General features: G+C 68.9%; 21 protein-coding genes and 1 pseudogene. 12 read left to right on the top strand and 10 right to left on the bottom strand.

What is annotated here, in order from left to right:
- Nucleotides 1-52: 52 nt before the first annotated feature.
- The 7 genes from IEY60_RS12735 to IEY60_RS12705 all read right to left on the bottom strand — a co-directional run bounded on the left by IEY60_RS12735 (nucleotide 53) and on the right by IEY60_RS12705 (nucleotide 8,228).
- Nucleotides 53-820, bottom strand: coding sequence for a gamma-glutamyl-gamma-aminobutyrate hydrolase family protein (locus IEY60_RS12735; RefSeq protein ID WP_189027295.1), 768 nt, complete (start codon nucleotides 818-820; stop codon nucleotides 53-55).
- Complete coding sequence (locus IEY60_RS12730; RefSeq protein WP_189027293.1) at nucleotides 817-2,190, bottom strand: glutamine synthetase family protein; 1,374 nt, start codon at nucleotides 2,188-2,190, stop codon at nucleotides 817-819. The genes IEY60_RS12735 and IEY60_RS12730 overlap by 4 nt, the downstream gene beginning before the upstream one ends.
- Nucleotides 2,183-2,842 carry a hypothetical protein gene (locus IEY60_RS12725; RefSeq protein ID WP_189027291.1) on the bottom strand — a complete coding sequence of 220 codons (660 nt, stop codon included), beginning with the start codon at nucleotides 2,840-2,842 and terminating at the stop codon, nucleotides 2,183-2,185. Before IEY60_RS12725 ends, IEY60_RS12730 begins: the two co-directional genes overlap by 8 nt.
- Nucleotides 2,843-2,895: 53 nt before the next feature.
- Entirely contained in the window at nucleotides 2,896-4,323 is a 1,428-nt protein-coding gene (locus tag IEY60_RS12720; RefSeq protein WP_189027289.1) for an APC family permease, read from the bottom strand.
- 137 nt (nucleotides 4,324-4,460) lie between these two features.
- Nucleotides 4,461-5,828 carry a flavin monoamine oxidase family protein gene (locus IEY60_RS12715; RefSeq protein ID WP_189027287.1) on the bottom strand — a complete coding sequence of 456 codons (1,368 nt, stop codon included), beginning with the start codon at nucleotides 5,826-5,828 and terminating at the stop codon, nucleotides 4,461-4,463.
- A complete protein-coding gene (locus IEY60_RS12710) occupies nucleotides 5,816-6,724 on the bottom strand; it encodes an alpha/beta fold hydrolase (RefSeq protein ID WP_189027285.1) in 909 nt (302 codons plus the stop codon). The genes IEY60_RS12715 and IEY60_RS12710 overlap by 13 nt, the downstream gene beginning before the upstream one ends.
- Nucleotides 6,717-8,228: a flavin-containing monooxygenase gene (locus IEY60_RS12705; RefSeq protein WP_189027283.1), complete on the bottom strand. Its 1,512-nt coding sequence runs from the start codon at nucleotides 8,226-8,228 to the stop codon at nucleotides 6,717-6,719. Before IEY60_RS12705 ends, IEY60_RS12710 begins: the two co-directional genes overlap by 8 nt.
- Before the next feature lie 271 nt (nucleotides 8,229-8,499).
- Between IEY60_RS12705 and IEY60_RS12700 the strand changes: the two genes are divergently transcribed.
- Entirely contained in the window at nucleotides 8,500-9,204 is a 705-nt protein-coding gene (locus IEY60_RS12700) for a transporter (RefSeq protein WP_189027281.1), read from the top strand.
- On the top strand, nucleotides 9,201-10,577 hold the full coding sequence (locus IEY60_RS12695; RefSeq protein ID WP_189027279.1) for an NAD(P)/FAD-dependent oxidoreductase: 1,377 nt from the start codon (nucleotides 9,201-9,203) through the stop codon (nucleotides 10,575-10,577). The genes IEY60_RS12700 and IEY60_RS12695 overlap by 4 nt, the downstream gene beginning before the upstream one ends.
- Nucleotides 10,578-10,685: 108 nt before the next feature.
- Here IEY60_RS12695 and IEY60_RS12690 read toward each other — a convergent pair whose 3' ends face one another.
- Nucleotides 10,686-11,591, bottom strand: coding sequence for a universal stress protein (locus tag IEY60_RS12690; RefSeq protein ID WP_189027277.1), 906 nt, complete (start codon nucleotides 11,589-11,591; stop codon nucleotides 10,686-10,688).
- A gap of 235 nt (nucleotides 11,592-11,826) precedes the next feature.
- On the opposite strand from IEY60_RS12690, the gene IEY60_RS36475 reads away from it, so the two are divergent.
- The 5 genes and pseudogenes from IEY60_RS36475 (at nucleotide 11,827) to IEY60_RS12675 (ending at nucleotide 14,554) form a co-directional block, all read left to right on the top strand.
- Nucleotides 11,827-12,003: an imine reductase family protein gene (locus IEY60_RS36475; RefSeq protein WP_373291710.1), complete on the top strand. Its 177-nt coding sequence runs from the start codon at nucleotides 11,827-11,829 to the stop codon at nucleotides 12,001-12,003.
- A gap of 10 nt (nucleotides 12,004-12,013) precedes the next feature.
- Nucleotides 12,014-12,475, top strand: a pseudogene (locus tag IEY60_RS36715) (NAD(P)-dependent oxidoreductase); the annotation flags it as partial.
- A complete protein-coding gene (locus tag IEY60_RS36710; protein WP_505827311.1) occupies nucleotides 12,467-12,916 on the top strand; it encodes an imine reductase family protein in 450 nt (149 codons plus the stop codon). The pseudogene IEY60_RS36715 and the gene IEY60_RS36710, both read left to right, overlap by 9 nt.
- Nucleotides 12,917-13,019: 103 nt before the next feature.
- Nucleotides 13,020-14,051 (top strand): TlpA family protein disulfide reductase, encoded by a 1,032-nt coding sequence (locus tag IEY60_RS12680; protein ID WP_189027273.1) that lies wholly within the window; start codon nucleotides 13,020-13,022, stop codon nucleotides 14,049-14,051.
- 167 nt (nucleotides 14,052-14,218) lie between these two features.
- A complete protein-coding gene (locus IEY60_RS12675; RefSeq protein ID WP_189027271.1) occupies nucleotides 14,219-14,554 on the top strand; it encodes a BP74-related protein in 336 nt (111 codons plus the stop codon).
- A gap of 57 nt (nucleotides 14,555-14,611) precedes the next feature.
- Here IEY60_RS12675 and IEY60_RS12670 read toward each other — a convergent pair whose 3' ends face one another.
- Entirely contained in the window at nucleotides 14,612-15,712 is a 1,101-nt protein-coding gene (locus IEY60_RS12670) for a polyhydroxyalkanoate synthase family protein (protein ID WP_229739734.1), read from the bottom strand.
- Nucleotides 15,713-15,833: 121 nt separating this feature from the next.
- On the opposite strand from IEY60_RS12670, the gene IEY60_RS12665 reads away from it, so the two are divergent.
- The 5 genes from IEY60_RS12665 to IEY60_RS12645 all read left to right on the top strand — a co-directional run bounded on the left by IEY60_RS12665 (nucleotide 15,834) and on the right by IEY60_RS12645 (nucleotide 23,757).
- Nucleotides 15,834-16,319 (top strand): Lrp/AsnC family transcriptional regulator, encoded by a 486-nt coding sequence (locus IEY60_RS12665; protein ID WP_189027269.1) that lies wholly within the window; start codon nucleotides 15,834-15,836, stop codon nucleotides 16,317-16,319.
- Nucleotides 16,320-16,516: 197 nt separating this feature from the next.
- Nucleotides 16,517-19,990 (top strand): indolepyruvate ferredoxin oxidoreductase family protein, encoded by a 3,474-nt coding sequence (locus IEY60_RS12660; RefSeq protein ID WP_189027267.1) that lies wholly within the window; start codon nucleotides 16,517-16,519, stop codon nucleotides 19,988-19,990.
- 146 nt (nucleotides 19,991-20,136) lie between these two features.
- The gene (locus IEY60_RS12655) at nucleotides 20,137-21,216 is read left to right on the top strand and encodes a Glu/Leu/Phe/Val dehydrogenase dimerization domain-containing protein (protein ID WP_189027265.1); all 1,080 of its coding nucleotides are present in this window, start codon (nucleotides 20,137-20,139) and stop codon (nucleotides 21,214-21,216) included.
- Nucleotides 21,217-21,246: 30 nt separating this feature from the next.
- A complete protein-coding gene (locus IEY60_RS12650; RefSeq protein ID WP_189027263.1) occupies nucleotides 21,247-22,740 on the top strand; it encodes an APC family permease in 1,494 nt (497 codons plus the stop codon).
- 165 nt (nucleotides 22,741-22,905) lie between these two features.
- Nucleotides 22,906-23,757: a 3-hydroxybutyryl-CoA dehydrogenase gene (locus IEY60_RS12645; protein ID WP_189027261.1), complete on the top strand. Its 852-nt coding sequence runs from the start codon at nucleotides 22,906-22,908 to the stop codon at nucleotides 23,755-23,757.
- A gap of 64 nt (nucleotides 23,758-23,821) precedes the next feature.
- Here the strand turns inward: IEY60_RS12645 and IEY60_RS12640 are convergent, their stop codons facing one another.
- Entirely contained in the window at nucleotides 23,822-24,511 is a 690-nt protein-coding gene (locus tag IEY60_RS12640) for a hypothetical protein (RefSeq protein ID WP_189027259.1), read from the bottom strand.
- Nucleotides 24,512-24,518 lie beyond the last annotated feature (7 nt).

Genomic DNA, 24,518 nt, shown 5'->3' with positions numbered 1-24,518 from the left:
GACTGCGGGGGGCCGCGGTGTTTCGTCCCTGGTCGTTGCCACGGTTGTCGTGTCAGTGGGCATACTCGATCTCCTGCCGTTTTCTCGATTCATCGACGATCCAGGCCATGGCCGGGTCGTCGCGTTCCATCCACTCGGGGTGCCACTGCACACCGAGGATCGGCGCGCCGGGCACCTCGACGGCCTCCGCTACCCCGTCGGGCGTGCGGCCAGTGACGACAAGCCCCGTGCCGCACCGGTCGACGGCCTGGTGGTGCCACGAGTTGGTGACGACGCTGTCGCCGAAGACCCGCGCGGCCGTGGAGCCGGGTTCGAAGCTCACGCGGTGCTCGACGTCGCCGTCGGTGGGCGCGGCCAGCGGCGACAAGTGCGGCACCGGGCCGGGCGGCAGGTCCGCGATGAGCGTTCCGCCCAGTGCGACGTTGAGCAGCTGCATCCCGCGGCACACCCCGAGCACGGGCAGGCCGCGGTCGATGGCGGCGCGTGCCAGGGTGAACTCGTATTCGTCGCGTTCGGGGTCATGCGCGTGGGGATCGAGCCGTGGGTCGACGTCGCGGACAACGGAGGTGTCGCCGCCCCATCGGGCCGGGTGCACGTCCTGCCCGCCGGTGATCACCACCCCGGACAACCACTCGCAGGCGTCCAGCGGATCGGCATCGTAGGGCAGGTGCACGGGCACGCCGCCCGCCTTCGCGACGCGGGTGGCGAAGGCGGCCACGAACGCGTCGACGCACGCCGTGGCGTAGCGGTCGTCCGTTCCGGCGATCAGACCCAGCTGGACCCGGCGGCCGGTGATCCCGACCAGTGGCTTGCCCCTCATGGGAACTCGAAGTAGCGACGGGACTCCCACGCGGAGAGTTCGGCGTCCGGGTCGCCACCCTTGGTGTGGAACTCCATCCATTCCCACCGGCGCGAGGCCACCCAGAAGTCGACGAACTCGTCGCCCAGGTACTCGCGGAGCACCTCGTCGCCGTCCAGCGCCGCGATGGCCTTGGTGATCGAGTCCGGGATCCGCTCGACCCCGGTGTCGTCGGGCAGACACCACGCCATGTCGTCGACCTGCGGCGGGGCCTGCATCTTCCGTTCGATGCCTGCCACCACCCCGGCCAGCACACCGGCGAGGGCGTAGTACGGGTTGACGTCCGAGCCCGGCAGCCGGTACTCGAGCCGCGAGTACTTGGGGTGCCCGACGATGGCCCGCACCGCCGCGGTCTTGTTGTTGACGCCCCAGGAGATGGTGGTCGGCGGGCCGCTGATGTCGACGAGGCGCCGGTACGAGGTGATCTGGGGCAGCGCCAGCAGGGTGTTTCCCGCCATCGTGGCCAGCAGCCCACCGACGGCCTGCAGCATCACCTCGGACGGTCCGTCGGGTGCGAAGAACTGGTTTTCGCCGTCCCGGTGCAGCGAGAGGTTGATGTGGGCGCCCTGCCCGAACCCGGCGGTCGGCTTGGCCATGAAAGTCACCGTCCGGTCCTGCTCGAACGCGACTTCACGCATCACCTGCTTGGTGCGCACCCAGGAGTCGCCGAGCGACACCGGATCGGTGGGTGCGAGGTTCAGCTCGGTCTGGCCTGCGGCGGCCTCGTCGGTCCACGCCTCCCAGGTGATGCCGAGCTCGTCGAGCCGGTCGGTGACGGCGTCCAGGTATTCGACCCAGTCCTTCGACCTCGCCAGGTGGTACGTGGCGCCGGTGTCCCCGCCGAGCGGGGTGAGATCGCGGTAGCCGCGGGCCCGCGCCTGCTGCACGGACTCCTCGAACAGCGTCGTTTCGATCTCTACCGCGACCTTGGCGGTGTAGCCGAGCGTCTGCAGGCGCTCGACCAGCCTGCGCACCATGTTCCGCGGGCAGATCGGCACCGGCCGACCGTCCCGGAGCCGGTAGTCACCGATGACGGCGTCGAGGCCGGGCTTCCACTGCACCAACGTGTCCATGTCGGGGATCATCGAGATGTCGTAGAGGTTGCCGCGCCAGTCCGGGAAGGCGTCGCCGAACACGAACGCGCCGCCCAGGTCGATCGCGAACAGGATGTCGGCGAAGGCGAAGCCCGACTCCTTGCCGGACGCGAACTTCGCCGGCGTGATGGTCTTCCCCAGAAAGCTCCCGTCGTGGCCGGTGGCCTCCAGGCGGATCGCCTTCGTGGGTACTGTCCACGCCGAGCTGATGGATTCCGACCGGGTGAGCTCAGACATCGAATCGAACCTTCCACGAGGCGGCCGTCATGACCGACACCTGCGAGAGCGTCCCTTGGACCCGCAGGTCGGCGTCCAGGGAGGTGAGGAGATAGTCGGCGCCGGTGAACACGCCGGCGAGCGCGTCGGGCGTGCCGACCATGCGGTAGGTCGTCGGGCCCGAGCCGAACCGGGCCTCCTGGGGGCCGTCCGGTCCCTGCGCGACGACGACGAGGACGTCGGGGATGCCGCGGATGCCGCGGGTCACCTCCCAGAAGCGCTCGGCGGCCTCGCGCCACGAGGGCAGTGGGTGCTTCAGGGCGCGCAGTACCCCGTCGGCCAGTTCCGCGTCACCGTCGGGGTCCTGGGTGAGCGCGAAACGGGCTTCGAGGTCGACGACCAGCGTCGCGTCGGTCTGTGCGAAGACGCCGCCGCTCACGGTGACGGCACCGTCGCACAGCGTGACGGTGGCGGCCTGCGGGGTGTTGTGCGAGCGGACGGCGACCGTCCCGATGCCGCGATCGAATACCTCGGGCAGATGGCCGAGCCGGACCGCGTCGCGCAGGGTCCGGCCGAGCAGCCGGACGATGGGAGTGGCGTCGTCGTCGATCTCGACCCGGACCGGCGCGCACTGCGCGGCCGGGCCCGGCGAGATCGTCGGGGTTTCGGTCATTGTCATACCTTTCTTCGACCTTCGACGGCAGGTTTGGGGCTGTGGGATCGCGCTCACGTGAGCGCGGCGTAGGTCTCCGGTCGGCGCCGGCGCAGGAGAGCCGCCCACGCGAGGCCGCCGGCAAACGCCGCGACGACGACCGCGAGGAAGACGTTCGCGCCGACGCGCGACCCGATCAGGAGTTCGAAATTGCCGACGACGAGCACGAGGACCGTCCCGAGTGCGCCGAGCGAAAGGGCGGGAGCGACAGTGCCCGTCCACGCGGTCGCCTTGCCGACCCTGCGGAAGTGCACGACGATCGCCGCGGAGGTCAAGGCCAGCAGCACGATCAGCCCGAGGGTTCCGGCGCCGCCGAACCAGGCGTAGATCTCGACGACGGGGTCGAGCCCGGCGATCGCCGTGGCAGCGACCAGCGCGCCGATCACCCCGGAGGTCAGCAGCGAGGCCACGTGCGGCGACCGGTGCGCGGGGTGCGCCGAGCCGAGCGAGACCGGCAGCGCGCCCTGGCGGCCGAGGGCGAACAGGTAGCGGGCCACCACGTTGTGCGCGGTGAGCACGCAGGCGAAGAAACTCGTGACGAGCAGAACCTGCATGACATCGTGCGCGGCCTGAGACACGTAGCGAGTGGCGAGCCCGGGTGCGAGCCCTTCGGGGTCGTTCGCCGCGAGATCGACGGCGCGCGTGACGCCGAGACCGCTGATCATCGCCCAGGACGAGAAGGCGTAGATCACCGCGATCAGGACGACCGCGATGTAGGTGGCCTTCGGGATCGTGCGGTCGGGGTCCTTGGCCTCGGACCGGAAGACGGCGGTGGTCTCGAAACCGACGAAGCCGAAGACGGCGAACATGATCCCGGTGCCGGTGGCGCCACTGGTGAACGCGTCCCAGGTCAGCGGCTGCGTCGAGAGGCCGTGATCGCCGCCGCGCAGCACGATGGCGAGGTCGACGAGGGCGACGATCCCGACCTCCGCGATGAGCAGCGCGCCGAGCACCCGCGCGCTGACCTCGACGTTGCGGTATCCCAGGTACCCGATGGCCCCGAGCCCGACGGCCGCCAGGCACCACCATGGCACCGAGACGCCGGAGAAGGTGACGATCACATTGCGCGCCGCAGCCCCGAGGTAGGCGGAGACGGCGACGATGAGCAGCGCGTACGTGACCAGGGCGAGCGCTGCGGCGCCCAGCCCGGTGCCGGTGCCAAGGCCGCGTTGAACGTAGGAGTAGAAGGCACCCGCGTTGCGTACTTCGGGAGTCATCGCCGAGTACCCGACGGTGAACAACACGAGCACGACCCCGACGAGCACGAAGTCGATCGGCGTTCCGATGCCGTTCCCCGAACCGAGCATCAACGGGATGAGTCCGGCGAACACCGTCAGGGGCGCGGCCATCGCCACGACCATGAAGACGATCTGCGGGACGCCGAGTGTCCGGTCCAGGCCGACCGGGACCTCCTGTGCCCGGTCTTCGCTCTGCTGACTCATGACAACCACTCCAATCTGTGGCGCTCTCAGCGACCTGAATCACCCGATATCTACCGACCAACCGGTATGCAATTCAGGGACCGGCTGGTAGCCACCTGCAAAACTCTGTGAAACGGAAACGAATGATCAGGCCCCGGTCACACCGAGACCGTCGGCCTGCGCGACGGCAGCGCCTCCTGGGCGGCGCGCTCCCCAGCGCGGACCGCACCGTCGAGGTAGCCCTGGTTGATCGTCGCGGTCTCCGTACCTGCCCAGTGGATCCGCCCGACCGGCCGGCGATCCGCATCGGTGTACCGGGTCAGTGAGCCCGGAGGGCGCGAGCCGACGCAGCCGCTGATCCACGGCTCATGCGTCCAGTCCTTCTCCAGGTACGCGGTAGGGTTCGCCGCTTGGGCACCGAACAGCACTGTCAGATCGTCGAGGAAGGCGGAGCGACGCGCCGCGGGGTCGTCGAGGCTCGCATCCGGCCCGGCGGGGCCGAGGAAGGTCAGCAGGATCCCGACGCCGGCGTCCGGCGGTGAGTTGTCGACGACGTATTTGGCCACCGGCAGGTCCGAGACCGCCTGGCCGCTCAGGCCCTCCTCCCGCCAGAACGGGCGGTCGTAGACGGCGAAGAGCTTGCTCTCCGCGCCGCTGCTCCAGCTACGCTGCAGCATCACACGGCGAGGGGGCAGGTCGGGCGTGACGCGGATCCGGGCGGCATCCGCCGGCGACATCGCGACGATCACCCGGTCCGCGCGGAGGTCGACCCGCGCCGAGCGGACCAGGACTCCGTCGGCGTCGTGCGCGATCTCGACGACGGGCGAGTCGAGCACCACGGCGTCCCCCAGATCCTCGGCCAGGCGCTCCGCGATCCGGACCGTGCCACCGACTACCCGCGACTCCTGCGCCCCGTCGGTGATGTTGAGGGCGTGATCGATCCCCCCGGAGCCCCGGAGCCGCGCCAGCTGCACCAGCAGTGAGGTGGAATGCGGGTCCTCGGCATTGGTCACCGAGAAGCCGATCGTGAACATCTCCTTGGCCTCCGCGGTCGTCGCGTTCGCGTCGAGCCAGTGTCCGAAGGTCGTGGCGTCCCAGGAGCGGGCGCGGCGCGCGGTCCACGGGGCGTCGACCGGTACGGTTCTCGCCATCCGCTCCAGCCGCAGCTGCAACTGGGCGAAGTCGGCGAGCGCGAGCGGTTTCAGCGGCGGGATGAGGCCGTCGTACCGCGTCGAGCGGCCGCGCCGGTGGTAGATCGACTTGCCGTCGACGTGGGTCTTGAAGGTTTCCAGTCCCAGCTCGTCCAGCAGCGAGAGGACCCGGTCCTGGCCTGGTCCGACCCACTGGCCGCCGCCTTCGGTGATCACGCCGTCGGCGATGTCGAGGTTCATCGTGCGGCCACCGACCCGGTCACCGGCCTCGATCACCACGACCGACCGTCCGGCCTGCGCCAGCCGCCGCGCCGCGGTCAATCCGGAGACCCCGGCGCCGATGACGATGACGTCTGTAGTGCTCAGCTCGGACAAACTGATGCCCTTTCGAGGTGCCCCACGACGTGGTCGGCGACGAGGAGGGCGAGCGCGTCGGGCAGGTGGTGCCCCATTCCGGGAATCACCACGTGCCGCGCATGCGCAATCGCGGCCGCGGTGGCGGCGCCCCCGGACGGCGCGACGATGAGGTCGCGATCGCCGTTGATCACCACGGTGGGCGCGGTGATGCGGGCGAGCTCCGCCGTTCGGTCGCCCGAGGCCTGGATGGCCTGGACCTGCCGGGCGATCCCTGCCGCACCGTCGCCGGCCGTACGGTCCCACGTCTGCACGGCGTGGTTCGTCTCTTCGACCTCGTCGATCGGGAACCCGGTGCCCGCGAGGTGCGCCGTCATGCGCAGGTGCGCACGCACGGCCTGCACCCGGTTGCGTGGCGGCGGGGAAGCGAGCAGCGCCATCGTCGACGCGGCCGCCTGCCCGACCTTCGGATCGCCCGTGGTGGAGTACAACGAGGTCAGCGACCTGGTGAGTGCGGGGTAGCGCGCCGCGACGGTCTGCGCGATCATCCCGCCCATCGAGCGCCCGATGAGGTGTACCGGTCCCAGACCGAGGTGCTCGACGAGCTGCGCGGCATCGGCCGCCATGTCGGCCAGCGTGTACGCGTCCGGACGGGGCCGGGCGAGCAGTTGCCGTAGCGTGCTCGGTGGCGGAGTGGTCGCGTAGGTCGAGCGGCCGCAGTCCCGGTTGTCCATCCGGATCACCTGGAAGCCGGTCGCGACGAGAGCGGAGACGAACCGCTCGGACCACGTCGTCAAGTCCTCGCCGAGGCCGGCGAGAAGCAGGACCGGCGGGTCTCCGGACTCGCCGTCGATTCGGTAGCAGACACGCGTGCCGCCCGGAAGGGTGACGAAGCGGTCCGCGGTGTCGTCACGCACGGATCGCCTCCCGTGCTGTCGAGGATGCGCTTTCGTCGGTGGTGGAGCTGAACCGCAGCGCGTCGTCCAGCAGGGGGCCGCGGAGCAGCTTGGCGTCCTGCGGGTACGACATCGACATCTGCCACATGCCGGTGCCCTGCTTCGGGGTGCTCTCGCGGGCTCGTTGCGCGTAGCCCGCGCTGAGATCCATGACCGGCCGCGTCTCCATCGCGGGATCGGCCTCGACGGCGACGCTGTCGTAGCCGAAGGCGTCCATGTGCTTCACCAGGTTGCAGAAGTAGCGGCACAGGATGCCGACTTTCAGCGTCCACGACGAGGTCGTGTAGCCGATGGCGATGGCGAGGTTGGGGATCCCCGAGAGCAGGGTGCCACGGTAGACGACGGAGTCGGCGAGGTTCACCGGCGCACCGTCGACGGCCAGGTCGATGCCGCCGAGCAGGCGCACGTTGAGGCCGGTGGCGGTGACGATCACGTCGGCGTCGAGGTGCGCGCCCGATTCGAGCTGGATCCCCGACTCGGTGAAACGCGTGATCCGATCGGTGACGATCGAGGCACCGCCGTCGCGCAGTGCGGCGAAGAAGTCGCCGTCGGGCGACAGACACAGGCGCTGATCCCACGGGTCGTAGGGCGGGTTGAAGTGGGTGTCCACGTCATAGCCCTTGGGCAGGGACTTCTTGTTGACGCGCCGGATGATCGCGCGACCCAGGCGGGGGAACGTGCGCAGCGACTTGACCACGCCCCGATCCATCCAGATGTTGTTGAACCGGGTCAACGCGTAACCACGTCGTTCGCCGAAGAGCCGGGTGTACAGGAGGGCGAGGGAATCGACCTTCGGCCAGGGCAGCACGTAGGTGGGGGTGCGCTGGAGCATGGTCACGTGGGCGGCGGCGCGCTCACCGGTCAGCATCGACGGGATCAGCGTCACCGCGGTCGCGCCACTGCCGATCACGACGACTTTCTTGCCCGAGTAGTCGTAGCCCTCGGGCCAGTGCTGCGGGTGGATGATGTCGCCGGCGAAGTCCTCACGACCCTCGAAATGCGGGGTGTAGCCCTCGTCGTAGCGGTAATACCCGGTGCCCGCGAAGATCCAGTTGGCGGTGATGCGCTTGTCGCCGTCGGCGGTGTGCATGTCGATCGTCCAGCGCGCGTCGGCGCTCGACCATTCCGCGCGCCGCACGCTGTGCCCGAGGCGGATGAGCCCGCCCAGGTCGTTCTCCTCGACCGCCTCACGCAGGTAGTTCAGGATCTTGGGAGCTTCCGCGATGGCGGCGCGGTCCTTCCACGGCTTGAACTCGTAGCCGAAGGTGTGCAGGTCGGAATCGGATCGGATGCCGGGGTACTTGAACAGATCCCAGGTGCCGCCGATATTGTCGCGCCCTTCGAGCACGACGACCCGTTTGCCGGGAAACGCCTCGACGATGTAGCGCGCGGCGCCGATGCCGGAGATGCCGGCACCGATGATGACGATGTCGAATTCCTCGGGTCGCTGCTTCGGTGCGTTCATCGTGAAGCCTTTCGGTGGTGATCACGTCGGTGTGTGATTCCACGGTGCCCGCCCCGGCGGCCCGCACTCTACGCCGCGGTGCCCAGTCCTTCGGAGTGACGTGGTGCACAGTGCACCGCCCGAACCACTGCGACGCCGCTCACACGGTGCCGTGGTGCAGTGTGTTGCAGCCGTCGCGACACGTGGTTGCACGTCGACGTAGCGGGCGTCCTCCCGAGCACGCCACTGTGGAGGCCAACGAGATCACGGCCACACTCAAGGAGGAGCGGCCATGCGCGACGTACTCTTCGCCGCGGCGGACATCTGGATGATCGCCATCGGATCCATCTGCGGCGTGAAATTCATTCGAGGCCATCACAACTATTTGATCGGCCTCGAATGGATCATCATGGCCGTATCGGGGACCAATTTCCTGATCTATGGGGTGACCAAATCCGGCACCGATTCCCCGATGTACCACATCGCCTTCTTTCTGGACGCGTTCTCGCGCTCGATCGGGTTCACGCTGATCCTGGTCCTCGGGTTGCTGGTCGTCACCCACGGATACAAGCCCACGACCCGAGTCGAGGTGGGCGCCTTCGCCGTTGCCGCGATCCTCGGGCTCCTCCTGTCGGAGTTCGCCGAGGAGATCGGCACCCCCGGCAAGGTGTTCTTCCTGATCACTGCGCTAGCGACCTCCGGTTTCCTGTGCTACTTCGCGTGGCGCCTCTGGGAGATCGGCGAGCGCGCCCATGCCGGGTGGGTGGCCGCCGCCACCGCGCTGAACGTGGTCGTGGCGTCGATCTACGACTTCTGGCGAATCCCCGGCGACGACGCCAACCACACCCTCTTCTACACCCTCGCGCTGTTCACCTGGGGCCTCGCGATGCTCGTCATCTACCGGGCGTACGCGGCCTTCGCCGCCCACGACAAGCGGGTCGACGCAGGCCTAGATCCGGCCGCGGCCTCCCCCGTCCAAGGAGCTGAAATCCTTTGAGCACCACCGCGAACACGACCTACACCACCTTCACCGGCTGGGTCGATCCGCCCACCGACATCCGACCGCCCCTGACGGAGAACCTCACCTGCTCCGTCGCTGTCATCGGCGGCGGACTCGCGGGCATGGCGACCGCCCTCCGCCTCGCGCAGCACGGCGTCGACGCCGTCCTGCTGGAGTCGGAGTTCTGCGGGCACGGCGCGGGCTCGCGCAACGCCGGCCAGCTGGCGAGCGCGCCCGGCGGCGACATTCAGCTGCTGAACCTGCTCTACCGCAAGCAGATGCCCGCGATCATCCGCCTCACCGAGAACGCCGCCTGCCACGTCGAGAGCATGATCGAGACGCTCGGCATCGACTGCGACTACGAGGCCACCGGCAACGTCTTCGCGGCCGTCTCGCGCGGCCAGCTGGGGCGGACGCGCCGCATCGCGAAGATCCTCCGCCGCGCCGGTGCCCACGTCGAGGAGGGCACGGCCCGCGAGCTGGGCATCCCGCACGGCTTCCTCGGCGGAATGCGCGAGATCAACGGCGGAATCATGAACCCCGGCAAGCTCCTGCGTGGCCTGCGCAGCGCGGCACTCGCCTCGACCGTGCGGGTCTTCGAGCAGTCGAAGGTCGTCGACATCGTCCGCGACAACCGCGGCGTCACCATCGAGACACCCCGCGGCGTGGTCCGGGCCGAGAAGGTGGTGCTGGCCACGAACGCCTACGCGGGCGAGTGGGACATCACGCCGAAACGCCTGTCGTCGCCGATGTGGGTAACCGAGGTCGAAACCGAGCCGATCGCCCCGGAGCGTCTCGGCGCGCTCGGTTGGACCAGCCGATCCGGGCTCATCACCCAGCACAACATCATGGAGAACTACCGGCTCACCTCGCGCAACACGATCGTGTTCGGCGTCCGCCGAATCGAGCGTGCCGCAGGCTATCCGCTTCCCGAACGCCATCCCGACCCGGCGGTGGTCACCGACCTCGCGCGTGCATTCGCGCGACGCTTCCCGCCGCTGGCGGACGTCGCTATCGACCGCGCATGGGGCGGCTGGATCGGGATCACCTCGACCTGGCTACCGGTGGCCGGCACGGTCGGTGACGACGTCTCCTACTCCCTGGCCTGCAACGGCCACGGGCTCGCCCAGGCCACCTACATCGGTTCCCTCATCGCGGATCGGATCGCCACCGGCATCACCCCGGACGATCTGCGCACCATCTGGGTCGACGAACCGAACTTCGGCCGCGCGGTCCCGATGATCATGGGCCGCCTCGGCCTGCGCGCGGCATGGGCCGCAGACAGGTTCAACGACATGATCAACGGCAGCAAGCGCAACGCGCGCAAGGGATTCGCCACTGTGCCGCGTTCCCTACGGCTCCCCGCGTAGTGCATCGCGTGCGTACCAAGCCGGTTGAGGGAGATACCCCGATCTGTCAGCAATGAGGTCTCGGTACTGCCGTACTCTTTCGACCCTCGTATCCCGAGCAGGAAACGGTCAGCGACCGTGCTCTGTCCCGCGATGGACGACCATGACCGGGCACTGCGCGTGCTGGACCAGCGCATTACTCGTCGACCCCAGCAGCAGGCCCCGGAAACCACCGCGCCCCCGGCTCCCGGTGACCACCAGCTGCGCCTCGGCGGACCATTCGAGGAGATGATGGGCCGGGCTGTACCGATAGACCTGCGGCTCGACCTCGACCGCGGGGTATTCCGCTCGGCCCGGCGCGAGCACCTCGGTCAGCAGCCGGTGCGATTCCGCGATCGATTCGGCATCGTCGACCGGATCCGGCAGGGCGGCCGCCTTCTCGAAGCGCAGGTCGTCCCAGGTGTGGACGGCGACCAAGGGCACGCCGCGCAGCGCGGCCTCGGCGAAGGCCGCAGCCGCGGCGGCCCGGCTGAGATCGCTACCGTCCACCCCGACCACGACCGGCAGGCCGGCGCGCGCGTCGGCATCGCCGCGCACCACGACGACGGTGCCTGTCGCGTGCGCGGTCACCGCGAGCAGCGTGGAGCCCAGCCGACTTCCCCCACGCCCGGCACCGATCACCGTGAGATGGGCGTCGCCCGATCGCGCGACGAGCGCGTCGGCGGCCTCTTCCTCGGTGAGTTCGACCGCTACCGCCAGGTCGGGATCGATCATGCCGGCCAATCGACGCGCATGCTGGAGACGCTCGGCGCCCTGCGCGCGGACGGTATCCGGCACCGAGGGCGTGAACAGGTCGAAACGCCCGAAAACCGACTGTACGGAGCTGATTTCGAGGGCGCACAGCAGACGGAGCGGACGCCGCCGAGCCACAGCGGCGCGGGCGGCCCAGCGCACCGCCGAATCACTGTGCCCGTCGATACCGACCACGACCGGCGCCGACTCACGATCCGGGGTACCAGCTACCGGGCTGCCCATGGTCGCGACCTTTCACGTCGGAGAGGCGTGGTGCTCCTGATGGTGCTCGACCCAATCCTAGGAGCCCCCGGTCGGAAGACGAGAAGGGTCCAGCATGATGCCGAACCTCTTCTTCTACGACATCCCGTCTGGGTCGGTATTCCCGTATCGGCGTCATGCCCTGCCTCATTGCTTACCTTTCGGTGAGTACCAAACCTTCTTGTAGGTACTTGTCAATATCGGCCATGGGCGGTGAATATCATCTCGACGCGTCGGCCAACCTCGACCAATACCGCAGACCGCCGTCGAACAGGGCGTCAACCCTGCGATGTTCGAGCACATCGAGAACCCCATCGACCGCCAAGTCGCCAACGGACACGGGGACGAGTCCTTCGACCGCATCGTCGAATCCTTCGCCAACCCCGCGCAGTAGACAGGAACCACCAACCATGAACACCGCGAAGAGCTCCGTCACCCTGATCGGCCTCGGCCCCATGGGGCAGGCGATGGTCCACACCCTGCTGGCGGCCGGATACCCGGTCACGGTATGGAACCGCACCGCGTCGCGGGCCGAGCCGCTGGTCGCCGCAGGCGCGCGGCTGGCCTCCAGCCCCACCGAGGCGGTGGCCTCCAGCGACCTGGTCATCCTCAGTCTCACCGACTACCAGGCGATGTACGACATCCTCTCTACCGCCGAGTCCGCTTTGGGCGGACGCACCATCGTCAACCTCAGCTCCGACTCCCCTGGCGCCACCCGGGAGGCCGCCGCCTGGGCCGACGGACACGGCGCGCACTTCATCGCCGGTGGCGTCATGACACCGGCTCGAACGGTCGGCACCGAATCCGCCTACGTCTTCTACAGCGGACCGGAGTCGGTGTTCGAGGCCAACGCACCGGTGCTGCGGCACATCGGGGAACCGCGGTTCCTCGGTGCGGACGTGGGCTTGGCGCAGCTTTACTACCTGGCGCATATGGACGTGTTCCTGACCACCCTGGCCTCGGTTGTGCACGCCACCGCTCTGGTGACCGCGTCAGGAGTCGACGCAGCGGAGTTCGCGCCGGAGGCGATCCGGATGGTACTCGAGACCGGACAGATGCTCGCCGCCAAAGCCGAGACCAGCATGCACCTGGGCGAGAACCTCGACGCGGGACACCACCCCGGCGAGCAGGCCACGGCTGCGATGATGGGCGCTACCGCCGACCATATCGTCAGCGCAACCAAGGCGTCCGGAGTGGACCTGGCGCTGCCCGAGGCGGTCAAGTCGCTGTACGACCGGACGATCGCCGCCGGTCACGGCAAGGACAGCTGGACCGCCATGTACGAGATCATGAAGCGCCGCCCGTAGCGCCACGAAAACGGTGACATCACCGACGAGGACCAGCCACATCTCGAGCACTCTTCCGGCGATTCCGAATTGGAATAACCGCTGATGTGGGAGGGTGCGGCCCATGCTGATCGAATATGGGGTGTGGGTCACGCGGTTGGCGCTCGCCGTGGTGTTCGGGTTGTCGGCCTGGGGGAAACTGGCCGATCGCGCCGGTACGCGGCAGGCGGTGGGCGAGTTCGAGGTGCCGGTGCGGTGGGTGCCCGCCGTGGCGTGGGGGCTGCCGGTCGTCGAGGTGGTGGTGGCGGTCGGCGTCGTCCTGCCGTGGACCGCCGCCGCGGCGGCGGTCGGCGCGCTGCTCCTGCTGACGGTCTTCACCGTGGTCATGGTGGGCTTGTTGCGGCGCGGCAAGCGCCCCTCGTGCTCATGCTTCGGCGCGGCGAGTACGAGGCCGATCGGCGCGCGCAGCATCGTGCGCAACGGTGTGCTGATGGTGCTCGCGGCGGTGGTCCTGTGGGGCGCGCTGGCCCATCCCTCGGTGCCGGCGGGCCTGGCTGCCGACGCCGCGACCGGACTCGCGCTGGGTGCGGTGCTGTGCGGGGTCCTGGCGTGGCTGGTCGGCCAGGTCGGCGCGCTGCGGCGGCGGCTGGACGAGCAGGCGCTCTCGACGCTGGGCGCCGAGGGCTTGCCGGTCGGCTCGGTCGCGCCGGAGTTCGAGTTGCTCGACGTCGCTGGCGCCCGCACGAACCTCGCGGATCTGCTCTCGATGGGCCGGGCGGTGCTGCTGGTGTTCGTGCACCCGGGCTGTGAGATGTGCGCCGCGCTGGCCCGCGAGCTGCCGCGGTGGCGGGCGCGCACAGCCATGACCATGGTCGTCGTCGGGAACGGCGACGCCGAGGAGCAGGCCGTGTGGGGTATCGAACAGGGTCTGGGCGAGATCCCGTCGCTGGTGCAGCAGGGCAACGAGGCGGCGCTGCGATACCGCGTCCGCGGCACACCGTCGGCCGTGCTGATCGACGCCGAGGGCCGAGTCGCCGCCCCCGTTGCCCGGGGCGCGATCGCGATCCGTGAATTGACTTTCGCCGGAAAGTCGATCCGGGCCCAGTTTTCCCTGCGAAGCGACGGCGACTACGCCGCTAACCAGAGCCGGAACTGACCCCTCGGCCAGGTTACCGCGGTCGGAAACCGGCGGCCGGTCGAATTTCGATTGGCGCACAGAGAATTTCGTTTACAACGGCGCTCGCACGCCGATACGATACTGAGTGCTCTGATGCAGAACCGCACGCAAACTCCATCCACCAACTTTTGGCAGGGAGATGTGTCATGGCGGACTTCGCATTCACCGATTACTCCGGCAAGGAATTCGTTATCCGGCTCACCAATGAGCAGCGCATCGAGGAAGCGCGTCGGATTCTGTCCGGCGAGGAGCAGATGTCGATCCATGTCATGGGACGCATCAGGAAACAGGCGGTCGACTACAACCCGGGTTGGAGCTTCCATCTCGACCCCGACACGATCACCTTCTTCACCATGGCGATCGAGGTCTGCGACTCGGCCATCAACTACCTCGAAGACCACCTGGACGAGGCTTGCGGCGCATTCCTGCCGGGTTGCTTCTGGTGTCCGTGGTCGTCCCGGCTCACCCGAGAGATCCGCTAGTAGCGACGCCGTCGGCGGCGGACCCCGGCCGAGCGCTTCGGCCGGGGTCTGCCGAGTTCAGAGCGCCCGCAACCCCGCAGACGATGCCCGGTCAGCGGGTCGGCGACGGCGTCCGGGGGATGAGCGGACGCTGCCGAGGAAGTCCGCGATGGTCGCCCAGGTGGTGTCGCGGGCGGCGGGGCCCGCGATGATGCCGAGGTGGCTTCCCGGGACCTCGGTGAAGCGGACCTCCGGCGCGCCGGTGAGGACCTGGACGCCTGCCGCGACGGACGCCGAGGAAGCCAGGGCGTCCTTGGTGCCACCGATCAGCTGGGTCGGCGCGATGAGTTCGGTGAGGTCGATCGCGCGGTCGGGGCGCAAATGCACTGTGCCCTTCAGCATTTCGTTGCGGATGATCAGTTGGCGATAGGCCTGGCGGTAGAACCGGCCCGGGTAGCCGGGCATGGTGTCCATGAATCTATCCACCGATTGCATGCGGGCCAGTGCCTCGGTGTCGGCGATATTGCGGGCGATGTACCAGGGCTTGGTGAGCTCACGGTCGATCGACTGGATGCGGAATCCGGCCCGCACCCCGTACTTCGGAACGCCACCGGCGACCCGGACCGGCAGGGTGACCTCGCGGCCGCCGGTGAGCTGGCCGAACCGGCGGGCCAGCGAGATCTGGCCGTTGCGCCGCTGGTCGAACGGGGTACCGACCGCGGTGACCGAGCCGATCGGCAGGTCAGGGTGCGCCGCGGCGGTGAGCACACTCATGGTGCCGCCGAACGACCATCCGATCAGCTCGACAGCGGCGCCTTCGGTGTCGGCGCCGACCGTGGCGATCGCCGTCGGCACGATGTCGTCGACCCATTCCTCGAAGCCGAGATCGCGGTCCGCGTAGGTGATCTCGCCATAGTCGATGACATAGACCTCGCGACCCAGATCGAGCAGGAAGCGCACCAGGCTCTGACTCGGCCGCATGTCGTAGCAGGAAATGGTCACCGCCAGCGGTGGAACCAGGAGCACGGGATTGCCCGTGGCCGGGGTGGCGCGACGGTAGCGCAGGAGCCGACGGTGCGGTTCGTCGTAGACGATGTCCGACGGCGTCGGCGTGTACGGCTCGACGCCGTCGCTGAAGAGTGCGACCGCATTGCGCAGCGCAACCGACAAGGGGCCCATGTACATCTCCGGATAGATCGCGACGACGGGAGAAACTAGGTGTAACCCCCTGTATCACCTTATCGGTTCTCGAAGAGCTTCCTCCGCGCAGGTCCGGTTTCCGCCGTGCCACAATGCGCCCATGACCATCAAGTTCGATGCTCTCGACGCCGCGTTGCTGGCCGAACTGGCGCGCGACCCGCGGGCGCCGATTCTCGAGCTGGCGCAGCGGCTCGGCATCGCCCGCAACACGGTGCAGGCGCGGATGAAGCGGCTGGAATCCTCGGGCGCGGTGCGTGGTTATCCGCCCGATATCGATGTGCAGGCGATCGGGTTCGCCGTGCACGCGTTCCTCGGCATCGAACTCGATCAGAACAAGATGGATCCGATCATCGAGACGCTGCGCGGCTTCCCGCACGTGCTCGAGGCGCACGCCACCACCGGTCGCGCCGATCTGCTGGTCCGCATCGCGGCGCAATCACAGCAGGATCTGCTGGAAATCATCCAGCGGGTGCATGCCATCGACGGCGTGAACCACACCGAGACGATGCTCGCGCTGGCCACGCCGATCGGGTACCGGAGCCTGCCGCTGGTCGACCATTTGACCAAGCGGACGAACCAGCCGTGATGTGACGCAGGTCTCTCCGCTCGAGCAGATTGGCACATCCGACCCAGTGGTCTAGATCACTTTTGAGCAGACTGATCAACTTTTCGACTGACTGTTGACACCGATTGCCCCTCCACGGCACATTTCGCTGCACCGATAGCAAGTTCCTTCGTTGCGCAGCTCACGATCTGGGTTGTGGAAAGTGTGGTGAGGCGTCTATGACCACCGTCGTCTGTCCGACCGCCCGGCCGCAGGCCGAGCCTGCCGCGCCCTACGACCTCGCCGATCGCTATCGCTCCGGGGCCGGTCCGGTCCTGCTCACCGGCGTGCAGGCCATCGCCAGGCTGATGGTGGAACAGCATGTGCGCGATATCCGCGCCGGGCGCCGGGTCGCGACGTTCGTGTCCGGGTATCAGGGCAGTCCGCTGGGCGGGGTGGACAAGATGCTGCTCGGCATGCCGGACGTGCTCGCTGAACACGACATCACCTTCGTCCCCGGATTCAACGAGGAACTGGCCGCCACCTCGGTCTGGGGCAGCCAGGCCGACCTGCCCGCCGGACAGGCGACCCACGACGGTGTGGTCGGCGTGTGGTACGGCAAGGGTCCCGGCGTGGATCGCGCGACCGATGCCATTCGCCACGCCAACATGTACGGCGTGAACCCGCGCGGCGGCGTCCTGCTGCTGGTCGGCGACGATCCGGCGTCGAAGTCGTCGACGGTGCCCGCCGTCAGCGAGCGTTCGCTGGCCGCCATGGGCGTTCCGGTGCTGTTCCCGCGCAACGCCGAGGAGATCATCACCCTCGGGATGCAGGGCATCGCGATGTCGCGGGCCTCGGGCTGCGTGGTGGCGTTGAAGATCGTCGCCGATGTCGCCGACGGCGCGTGGACGGTCGATGCGGACGTGGCCGATCTCGCCGTCACGGTGCCCGAAGTGCAGTGGGAGGGAAAGCCTTTCACCTACCGGCAGCGGCCGATGGCGGCGCCGACCGACAGCGTGCTCGCCGAGGCCGACCTCTACGGGCCGCGCTGGGCGACGGTGCAGGCCTTCTCGGCGGCCAACGCCCTCGACACCATCGAGGTGGATCCGGCCGAGGCGAAGGTGGGCATCGCGGCCACCGGGACCACCTTCGACGCGGTCCGCCAGGCACTGCTCGATCTGGGCGTCGACGAGGCGGCCATGCACCGGGCCGGCATCCGGCTGCTGCGCATCGGCATGCCCTATCCCGTCGGCGCGGCCGCCGTCACCGAGTTCGCCCGCGGGCTCGACGAACTGATCGTGGTCGAGGACAAGACCGCGTTCATCGAGACCCAGATCCGCGAGATCCTCTACGGCACCACCGCCGCCCCGCGCATCCTCGGCAAGCACGACGCACGCGGCAGCCGGCTGATGCCGGTCGACGGCGAGCTCACCGCCGGACGGCTGCTGGCGCCGCTGCGTCGGGTGCTGCGCGAGCGGGTCGAGCTGAAACGGGCTGCGCCGCCGCCACTTCCGCTCGAGGTGCTGTCCACCAAGCGAACCCCGTACTTCTGCAGCGGCTGCCCGCACAACCGCTCCACCGCGCTGCCCGACGGCTCGATCGGCGGCGGTGGCATCGGCTGCCACACGCTGGTGACGATGTCGGGCCGCACCGACAGCGCGGTCACCGGGCTGACCCAGATGGGCGGCGAGGGCAGCCAGTGGATCGGGCAGGCGCCCTTCACCGACGTGCCGCACCTGTTCCAGAACATCGGCGACGGCACGTTCTTCCATTCCGGCCAGCTGGCCGTGCAGGCCTGCGTCGCGGCCGGGGTGAACATCACCTACAAGCTGCTGTGGAACGAGGTCGTCGCGATGACCGGCGCCCAGGACGTGGAGGGCGGGCTGACCGTCGCGCAGCTGACCCACAAGCTCACCGTCGAGGGCGTCCGCAAGATCATCATCTGCGCCGACGAACCCCAGCGCCACACCAAGCGGGCACTGGCCAAGGGCACGCTGCTGTGGCACCGCGACCGGCTCGACGAGGCGCAGAAACTGCTGCGCGAGGTCGAGGGCGTCACCGTGCTGATCTACGATCAGCACTGCGCCGCCGATGCGCGCAGGCAGCGCAAGCGCGGCGCGCTGCCGGTCCGCAACACCCGGGTGGTGATCAACGAGGCCGTCTGCGAAGGCTGCGGCGACTGCGGCACCAAGTCGAACTGCCTGTCCGTGCAGCCGGTCGACACCGAATTCGGCCGCAAGACCCGCATCGATCAGACCTCGTGCAACACCGACTACAGCTGCCTGGACGGCGACTGCCCGTCGTTCGTCACGGTGGAAGTGGTTCCGGATAAGGGCACAACCAAGCCGCGCAAGGCCGTCGAGCCGCCCGTGGTCGCCGACCCCGGTGCCGACGCGCCGCAGCGGACACAGAACGTGCTGATCGCGGGCATCGGCGGCACCGGCATCGTGACGGTGAACCAGGTCCTGGCCACGGCTGCCCTGCGGGCCGGCTACGAGGTCGAGAGCCTGGATCAGATCGGCCTGAGCCAGAAGGCCGGGCCGGTAGTGTCCCACCTGCGCTTCTCCACCGGGGAATTGGAGCCGTCGAACCGGCTCACCCCGGGCAGCGCGGACTGCCTGCTCGCCGTCGATCTGCTCACCGCGACCGATCCCCGCTATCTCCAGTACGGCGACGCGGCGAGCACCGTGGCGGTGGCCTCGACGAGCCAGACCCCGACCGGCGACATGGTCTACGACAAGTCGGTGACCTACCCCGCCGCCGATTCGCTGCTGGATCGGCTTGCGACGGTGACGAATTCGATCAGCCACTTCGACGCGCTCGCGGCGGCGCAGACCTTGTTCGGCAACACCGCGGCGGCCAACTTCCTGATCGTCGGTGCGGCGGTCCAGTCCGGTGGGCTGCGACTGCCCGTCGCGGCGATCGAGGAGGCCATCGGCATCAACGGCGTCGCGGTGGACGCGACGATCGCGGCCTTCCGCTGGGGGCGCGTCGCCGTCGCCGATCCGGCGGCGTTCGCCGCGGCTGTCGATGAGGGGCAGCCGCGGCGGACCCCGCCGGTGGCACCCGCGGAAGTATTGGCGCACACCAGCTTCGAGGGCGAGGTGCGGCGGCTCGTGGAACTGCGGGCGGCCGAGCTGGTGGGCTACCAGAATGCCAAGGTAGCTCGGCGGTATGTCGAGACCGTCGAACTCGCCTGGTCGGCCGAGCGGGCCGTCACCGAGCGGACCGAGTTCAGCGAGGCGGTGGCGCGCGGGCTGTACAAGTTCACCGCCTACAAGGACGAGTACGAGGTGGCGCGGCTGCTGGTCGATCCCGCCTTCCTCGCCGAGGTGCAGGCCCAGGTGCCGGGCGGCGAGAAGCTCACCTACAAGCTGCATCCCCCGGCCCTGCGCGCGATGGGCCGTCGCAAGAAGATCGGGCTCGCACCGAAATCGCATGTGGCGCTGAAGGTTCTCGCCAAGGGCAAGTTCCTGCGTGGCACCCGGCTCGATCCCTTCGGCTACGCCCACGTGCGCAAGGTCGAGCGGGAACTGCTGGCCCACTACACCTCCATGGTGGCTCGCCTGGCGAGCGACCTGGACCCGGCGAACTACGACACGGCCACCGCGGCCGCCGCTCTTCCCGATGTCGTGCGCGGCTACGAGGACATCAAGCTCGGCAATGTCGAGCTGTACCGCGCCGGACTCCGAGAGCTCGGCATCGAGTACTGACCGGGACGCAACTGCGCCGCTCCCCGCGGCACGACAACACCGCCGCGCACCTGCGGCACCGCAAAACCGCCGCGGACCCGCGGCACCACACACCGCCCGACCCAGGGCACGACCCGTGCTGGGCGGCAACAGGAAAGGAATCGACAGTGACCGTTGTGCACACCGAGGCAGGAGTCTTCGGCCGATCGCACGAGCTCAGCGCCCGCGCCCACGAGCAGGTGGTGTTCTGTGAGGACGACAAGTCGGGGCTGAAGGCGATCATCGCGATCCACTCGACGGCGCTCGGCCCGGCCCTGGGCGGGACTCGCTTCTACCCGTACGCCGACGAGTCCGCGGCCTTGCAGGACGTGCTGCGGCTGTCGTGGGGCATGACCTACAAGGCGGCGGCCGCCGGCGTCGACCTCGGTGGCGGCAAAGCGGTGATCATCGGTGATCCGGCGACCATGAAGAGCGAGGAACTGCTCGCCGCCTACGCGCGCTTCGTGAACACGCTCGGCGGGCGCTACATCACCGCGGGTGATGTGGGCACCGACACCGACGATCTGGATGTCATCGGCAAGCACACCCGCCACGTCACCGGCCGCAGCGTCGCCGCAGGCGGCAGCGGTGACAGCGCCAGGCTGACCGCGCTCGGCGTGTTCCACGCGATGCGCGCCGGAGCCGAATCCGTCTGGGGCGCACCAACACTGGCGGGCCGCACCGTCGGGGTCGAGGGTGTCGGCAAGGTCGGCCGCGAGCTCACCGCCCTGCTGCTCGCCGACGGCGCCGACGTCTGCGTCACGGATGTGAACGAGGCGGCACTGCGGCGTATCGCCGCGGAACAGCCCGCGGTGCGGCTGTTGTCCACGGTGTCCACCGCACCCGTCGACGTGTACGCCCCGTGCGCGATGGGCGCCACGCTCACCGCGTCGAGCGCCGCGACGATCGAGGCCAAGCTCATCTGTGGCGCCGCCAACAACCAGCTCGCGACACCCGATATCGAACAGGCGCTGACCGATCGCGGCATCACCTGGGTGCCCGATTTCGTCGCCAACGGCGGCGGACTCATCCAGGTGGCCGGCGAGCTGCGCGCCGCGGCCCCGGCCGAGGTGGAAGCCGAGGTCGCCGACATCTACCCGCGCTGCCGCGAGATCATCGCCGCAGCCAAGGCCGAGGGCATCGGGACCGGTGCTGCCGCAAACCGATTCGCCGAGCGCCGCCTCGACGCCATCCCCCGGTCGCTCTGAGCGCGCCCGAGTTTCGAAGAGGAGACCACAGTGGCGATCACGAGCGGCCTGTTCCGCACCAAGTCTGTCGAGCAGTCGATCCGGGATACCGATGATCCCGATTCCAAGCTACGCAAGGATCTGACGGCCAAAGACCTCACGATCTTCGGTGTCGCGGTGGTGATCGGCGCGGGCATCTTCACCCTCACCGCACGCACCGCGGGCACGGTGGCGGGGCCCGCGGTCTCGCTCGCCTTCGTCTTCGCGGCGATCGCGTGCGGGCTGACGGCCCTGTGCTACGCGGAATTCGCCTCCACCGTTCCGGTGGCGGGCAGCGCGTACACCTTCGCCTATGCCACCTTCGGTGAGGTCATCGCCTGGATCATCGGCTGGGATCTGATCCTGGAATTCGCGCTGGCGGTCTCCGTGGTCGCCAAGGGCTGGTCGCAGTATCTGGGCAATGTGCTCGGGTCGTCGGCGCCGGTGGTCCACGTCGGCTCGGTGACCTTCGACTGGGGCGCGGTCGTGATCATCGCGGTGGTCGGCGTGCTGCTGGCGACCGGCACCAAGCTGTCGTCGCGAGTCTCGGCCATCGCCGTCGCGATCAAGCTGGGGGTGATCGCGCTGGTGCTGGTGGTCGGGGCGACCTATTTCAAGCCGTCGAACCTGACGCCCTACATTCCGCCCGCGGAAGCGTCGGAGAAGGCCGAAGGGCTGCGGCAGTCGCTGTTCGCCTTCGTCACCGGGTCCGGTGGCACCAGCTACGGCTGGTACGGCCTGCTCGCCGCGGCCAGCCTGGTGTTCTTCGCCTTCATCGGCTTCGACGTGGTCGCCACCACCGCCGAGGAGACGCGCAATCCGCAGCGCGACATCCCGCGCGGCATCCTGGGTTCGCTCGCCATCGTGACCGTGCTCTACATCGCGGTCTCGCTGATCCTCACCGGCATGGTGTCCTACACCGAACTCGCCGACGGCAACGCCACCCTCGCCACGGCCTTCGCCATCCACGGCGCGACCTGGGTGAAGAACATCATCGCCATCGGCGCCCTCGCCGGTCTGTCGACGGTGGTCATGGTGATGTTCCTCGGCCAGACCCGGGTGCTGTTCGCCATGGCCCGTGACGGTCTGCTGCCCCGCGGCCTCGCCCAGACCGGCAAGAAGGGCACACCGGTCCGGTTGACCGTCATCGTCGGCGTGGTCTGCGCCCTGCTGGCCGGTTTCGTCGACTTCGGCACGCTCGAGGAAATGGTCAATATCGGCACCCTGGTCGCCTTCGTGCTGGTGTCGGTCGGCGTGCTGGTACTGCGCCGGACCCGCCCCGATCTGCCGCGCGGCTTCCGCGTCCCGTTCGTCCCGGTGGTTCCCATCCTCGGCGCGCTGGCGTGCCTGTGGCTGATGGTCAACCTCTCGATCGAGACCTGGCTGCGCTTCGTGATCTGGATGGCCCTCGGTGTCATCGTCTACTTCGCCTACGGCCGCAGGCACTCGCTCCTCCGTCGCGACCGACAGCAACCCGCCGAGCCGGAGTTGACACCGGTGCGATAACCGAAACCCACTGGGCCGCCACCACTCCCCTGTCGAGCCGGTGGCGGCCCAGTCGTGTTCGGATCCTCGCCGGCCTGCGCTTTCGACGGCCTGTGGCACTGAGTGCCAGCTCGGGTGAAATAATCCCCGGGACAGCCAGGGCAATGCGATGTTGGGAGTTCTGCAGTGGAGTTGATCGGAGTGATCGGTGGCGGCACCATGGGTGCCGGCATCGCGGAGGTTTGTGCCAAGGCGGGTAGCTCGGTGCTCGTGCTCGAGACCAAGCAGGAGTTCGCCGACGCCGCGCAGCAGCGCATCGCGACCTCGATCAGCCGGGGCGTCGCCCGCGGCAAGATCACCCAGGAAGAGGCCGCCGCCGCCATCGCGCGCGTGCGGGTCACCCTGGACATGGACGAGTTCGCCGACCGCGACCTGGTCATCGAGGCCGCGCCGGAGATCGAGTCGCTGAAGTACGAGATCTTCGGCAAGCTCGACAAGATCGTGAAGCCGGAGGGCATCCTCGCCACCAACACCTCCTCGATCCCGGTGATCAAGGTGGCAGGCGCCACCGAGCGTCCCGAGCGGGTCGTCGGCGTGCACTTCTTCAACCCGGTGCCGGTGATGCCGCTGGTCGAGATCATCTCGACCCTGGTGACCGCGCCGGAAGCGGCCGCGGCCGTCACCGACTACGCCAAGAACACCCTGGGCAAGATGACCGTGCAGGCCGGTGACCGCTCCGGCTTCATCGTCAACGCGCTGCTCATCCCGTACCTGTGCTCGGCGATCCGGATGCTCGAGTCGGGCTACGCCACCGCCGAGGACATCGACGCGGCCATGAAGGGCGGCTGCGGCTACCCGATGGGCCCGCTGACCCTCCTCGACACCGTCGGCCTCGACATCGCGCTGGCCGCCTCGGAGTCGCTGTACGCCGAGTTCGCCGAGCCGCACCTCGCCCCGCCCGCGCTGCTGCGCCGCATGGTGGACGCGGGTCGCCTCGGCCGCAAGTCCGGCCGCGGGTTCTACGACTACGCGAGCTGATCGCCATGACCCGCAGGAGCACCGCTCCTGCGGGTCGGCCCAGCCTCAGGCTTCCGGTGCGGCCTCAGGGTGCGGGCAGCGGAGCCTGCGCCCCTTCGATGCCGCCGACGACAGCCCCGACGCCCGCGCCGATCGCGGCGAACGGCGCTATCACCATGCCTGCGGCGAGGGTGGAGGCGATGATGGGCATGAAGATGAGTCCGGCGGGCGCGAAGGGGAGGGCGACCACGAGGCCGACGGCCGCGCCGATGATCCCGGCGGCCACGGCGATCGGGCTGGCCACGATCGCACCGACCGCCGCACCCTGCGCGGCCTTGCCGAACACGCTGGCGGCTATCTGATCGGACCGGGCGGGTTCGAACCCCTGCCCGTCCAGCATCCGCGCCAGCGAGGTCTCCGCGCCGCCGAGTGTGGCGTTGAACTGGGCCGCCTGCTCGGGCGGGATGACGTCCGGCCTGCCGACCTGCACATTGCCGATCCGCAGCACATCGGTCGGCGCGGGTACGGGCACCGCGATCGGATCCGCAGTGCCGCCGGGTTCGCCCACCGGGACCGGCAGGCTCGCCACCGGAATGGGAGCGAGCCCGACATGAGTCAGATCCAGGACCAGGCCCTGCGCCGTGGCGACGGCATTCGAACCCGCTGGCTCAGCGCCTGGCGGAGTCTCAGCCAGTGCCGGGGCGCTCGCGGCGAACACCGCGGCGCCGAGAATGCCCGCGACGAGCGTCGTGCGCAGTGACCGTTGTGTGCTCATATGTCGA

The sequence above is a fragment of the Nocardia rhizosphaerihabitans genome (assembly GCF_014646295.1).
GTDB classification, from domain to species: Bacteria; Actinomycetota; Actinomycetes; order Mycobacteriales; family Mycobacteriaceae; genus Nocardia; species Nocardia rhizosphaerihabitans.
The sequence above is the reverse complement of the archived record's forward strand: the minus strand, read 5'-3'. Positions and strand labels throughout refer to the sequence as shown.

Bases quoted from the DNA above. Each gene is read 5' to 3' on its own strand.
- IEY60_RS12735 (WP_189027295.1), bottom strand. From the start codon at position 820: ATGAGGGGCAAGCCACTGGTCGGGATCACCGGCCGCCGGGTCCAGCTG.
- IEY60_RS12730 (WP_189027293.1), bottom strand. From the start codon at position 2,190: ATGTCTGAGCTCACCCGGTCGGAATCCATCAGCTCGGCGTGGACAGTA.
- IEY60_RS12725 (WP_189027291.1), bottom strand. From the start codon at position 2,842: ATGACCGAAACCCCGACGATCTCGCCGGGCCCGGCCGCGCAGTGCGCG.
- IEY60_RS12720 (WP_189027289.1), bottom strand. From the start codon at position 4,323: ATGAGTCAGCAGAGCGAAGACCGGGCACAGGAGGTCCCGGTCGGCCTG.
- IEY60_RS12705 (WP_189027283.1), bottom strand. From the start codon at position 8,228: ATGAACGCACCGAAGCAGCGACCCGAGGAATTCGACATCGTCATCATC.
- IEY60_RS12700 (WP_189027281.1), top strand. From the start codon at position 8,500: ATGCGCGACGTACTCTTCGCCGCGGCGGACATCTGGATGATCGCCATC.
- IEY60_RS12690 (WP_189027277.1), bottom strand. From the start codon at position 11,591: ATGGGCAGCCCGGTAGCTGGTACCCCGGATCGTGAGTCGGCGCCGGTC.
- IEY60_RS12680 (WP_189027273.1), top strand. From the start codon at position 13,020: ATGCTGATCGAATATGGGGTGTGGGTCACGCGGTTGGCGCTCGCCGTG.
- IEY60_RS12675 (WP_189027271.1), top strand. From the start codon at position 14,219: ATGGCGGACTTCGCATTCACCGATTACTCCGGCAAGGAATTCGTTATC.
- IEY60_RS12670 (WP_229739734.1), bottom strand. From the start codon at position 15,712: ATGGGCCCCTTGTCGGTTGCGCTGCGCAATGCGGTCGCACTCTTCAGC.
- IEY60_RS12665 (WP_189027269.1), top strand. From the start codon at position 15,834: ATGACCATCAAGTTCGATGCTCTCGACGCCGCGTTGCTGGCCGAACTG.
- IEY60_RS12660 (WP_189027267.1), top strand. From the start codon at position 16,517: ATGACCACCGTCGTCTGTCCGACCGCCCGGCCGCAGGCCGAGCCTGCC.
- IEY60_RS12640 (WP_189027259.1), bottom strand. From the start codon at position 24,511: ATGAGCACACAACGGTCACTGCGCACGACGCTCGTCGCGGGCATTCTC.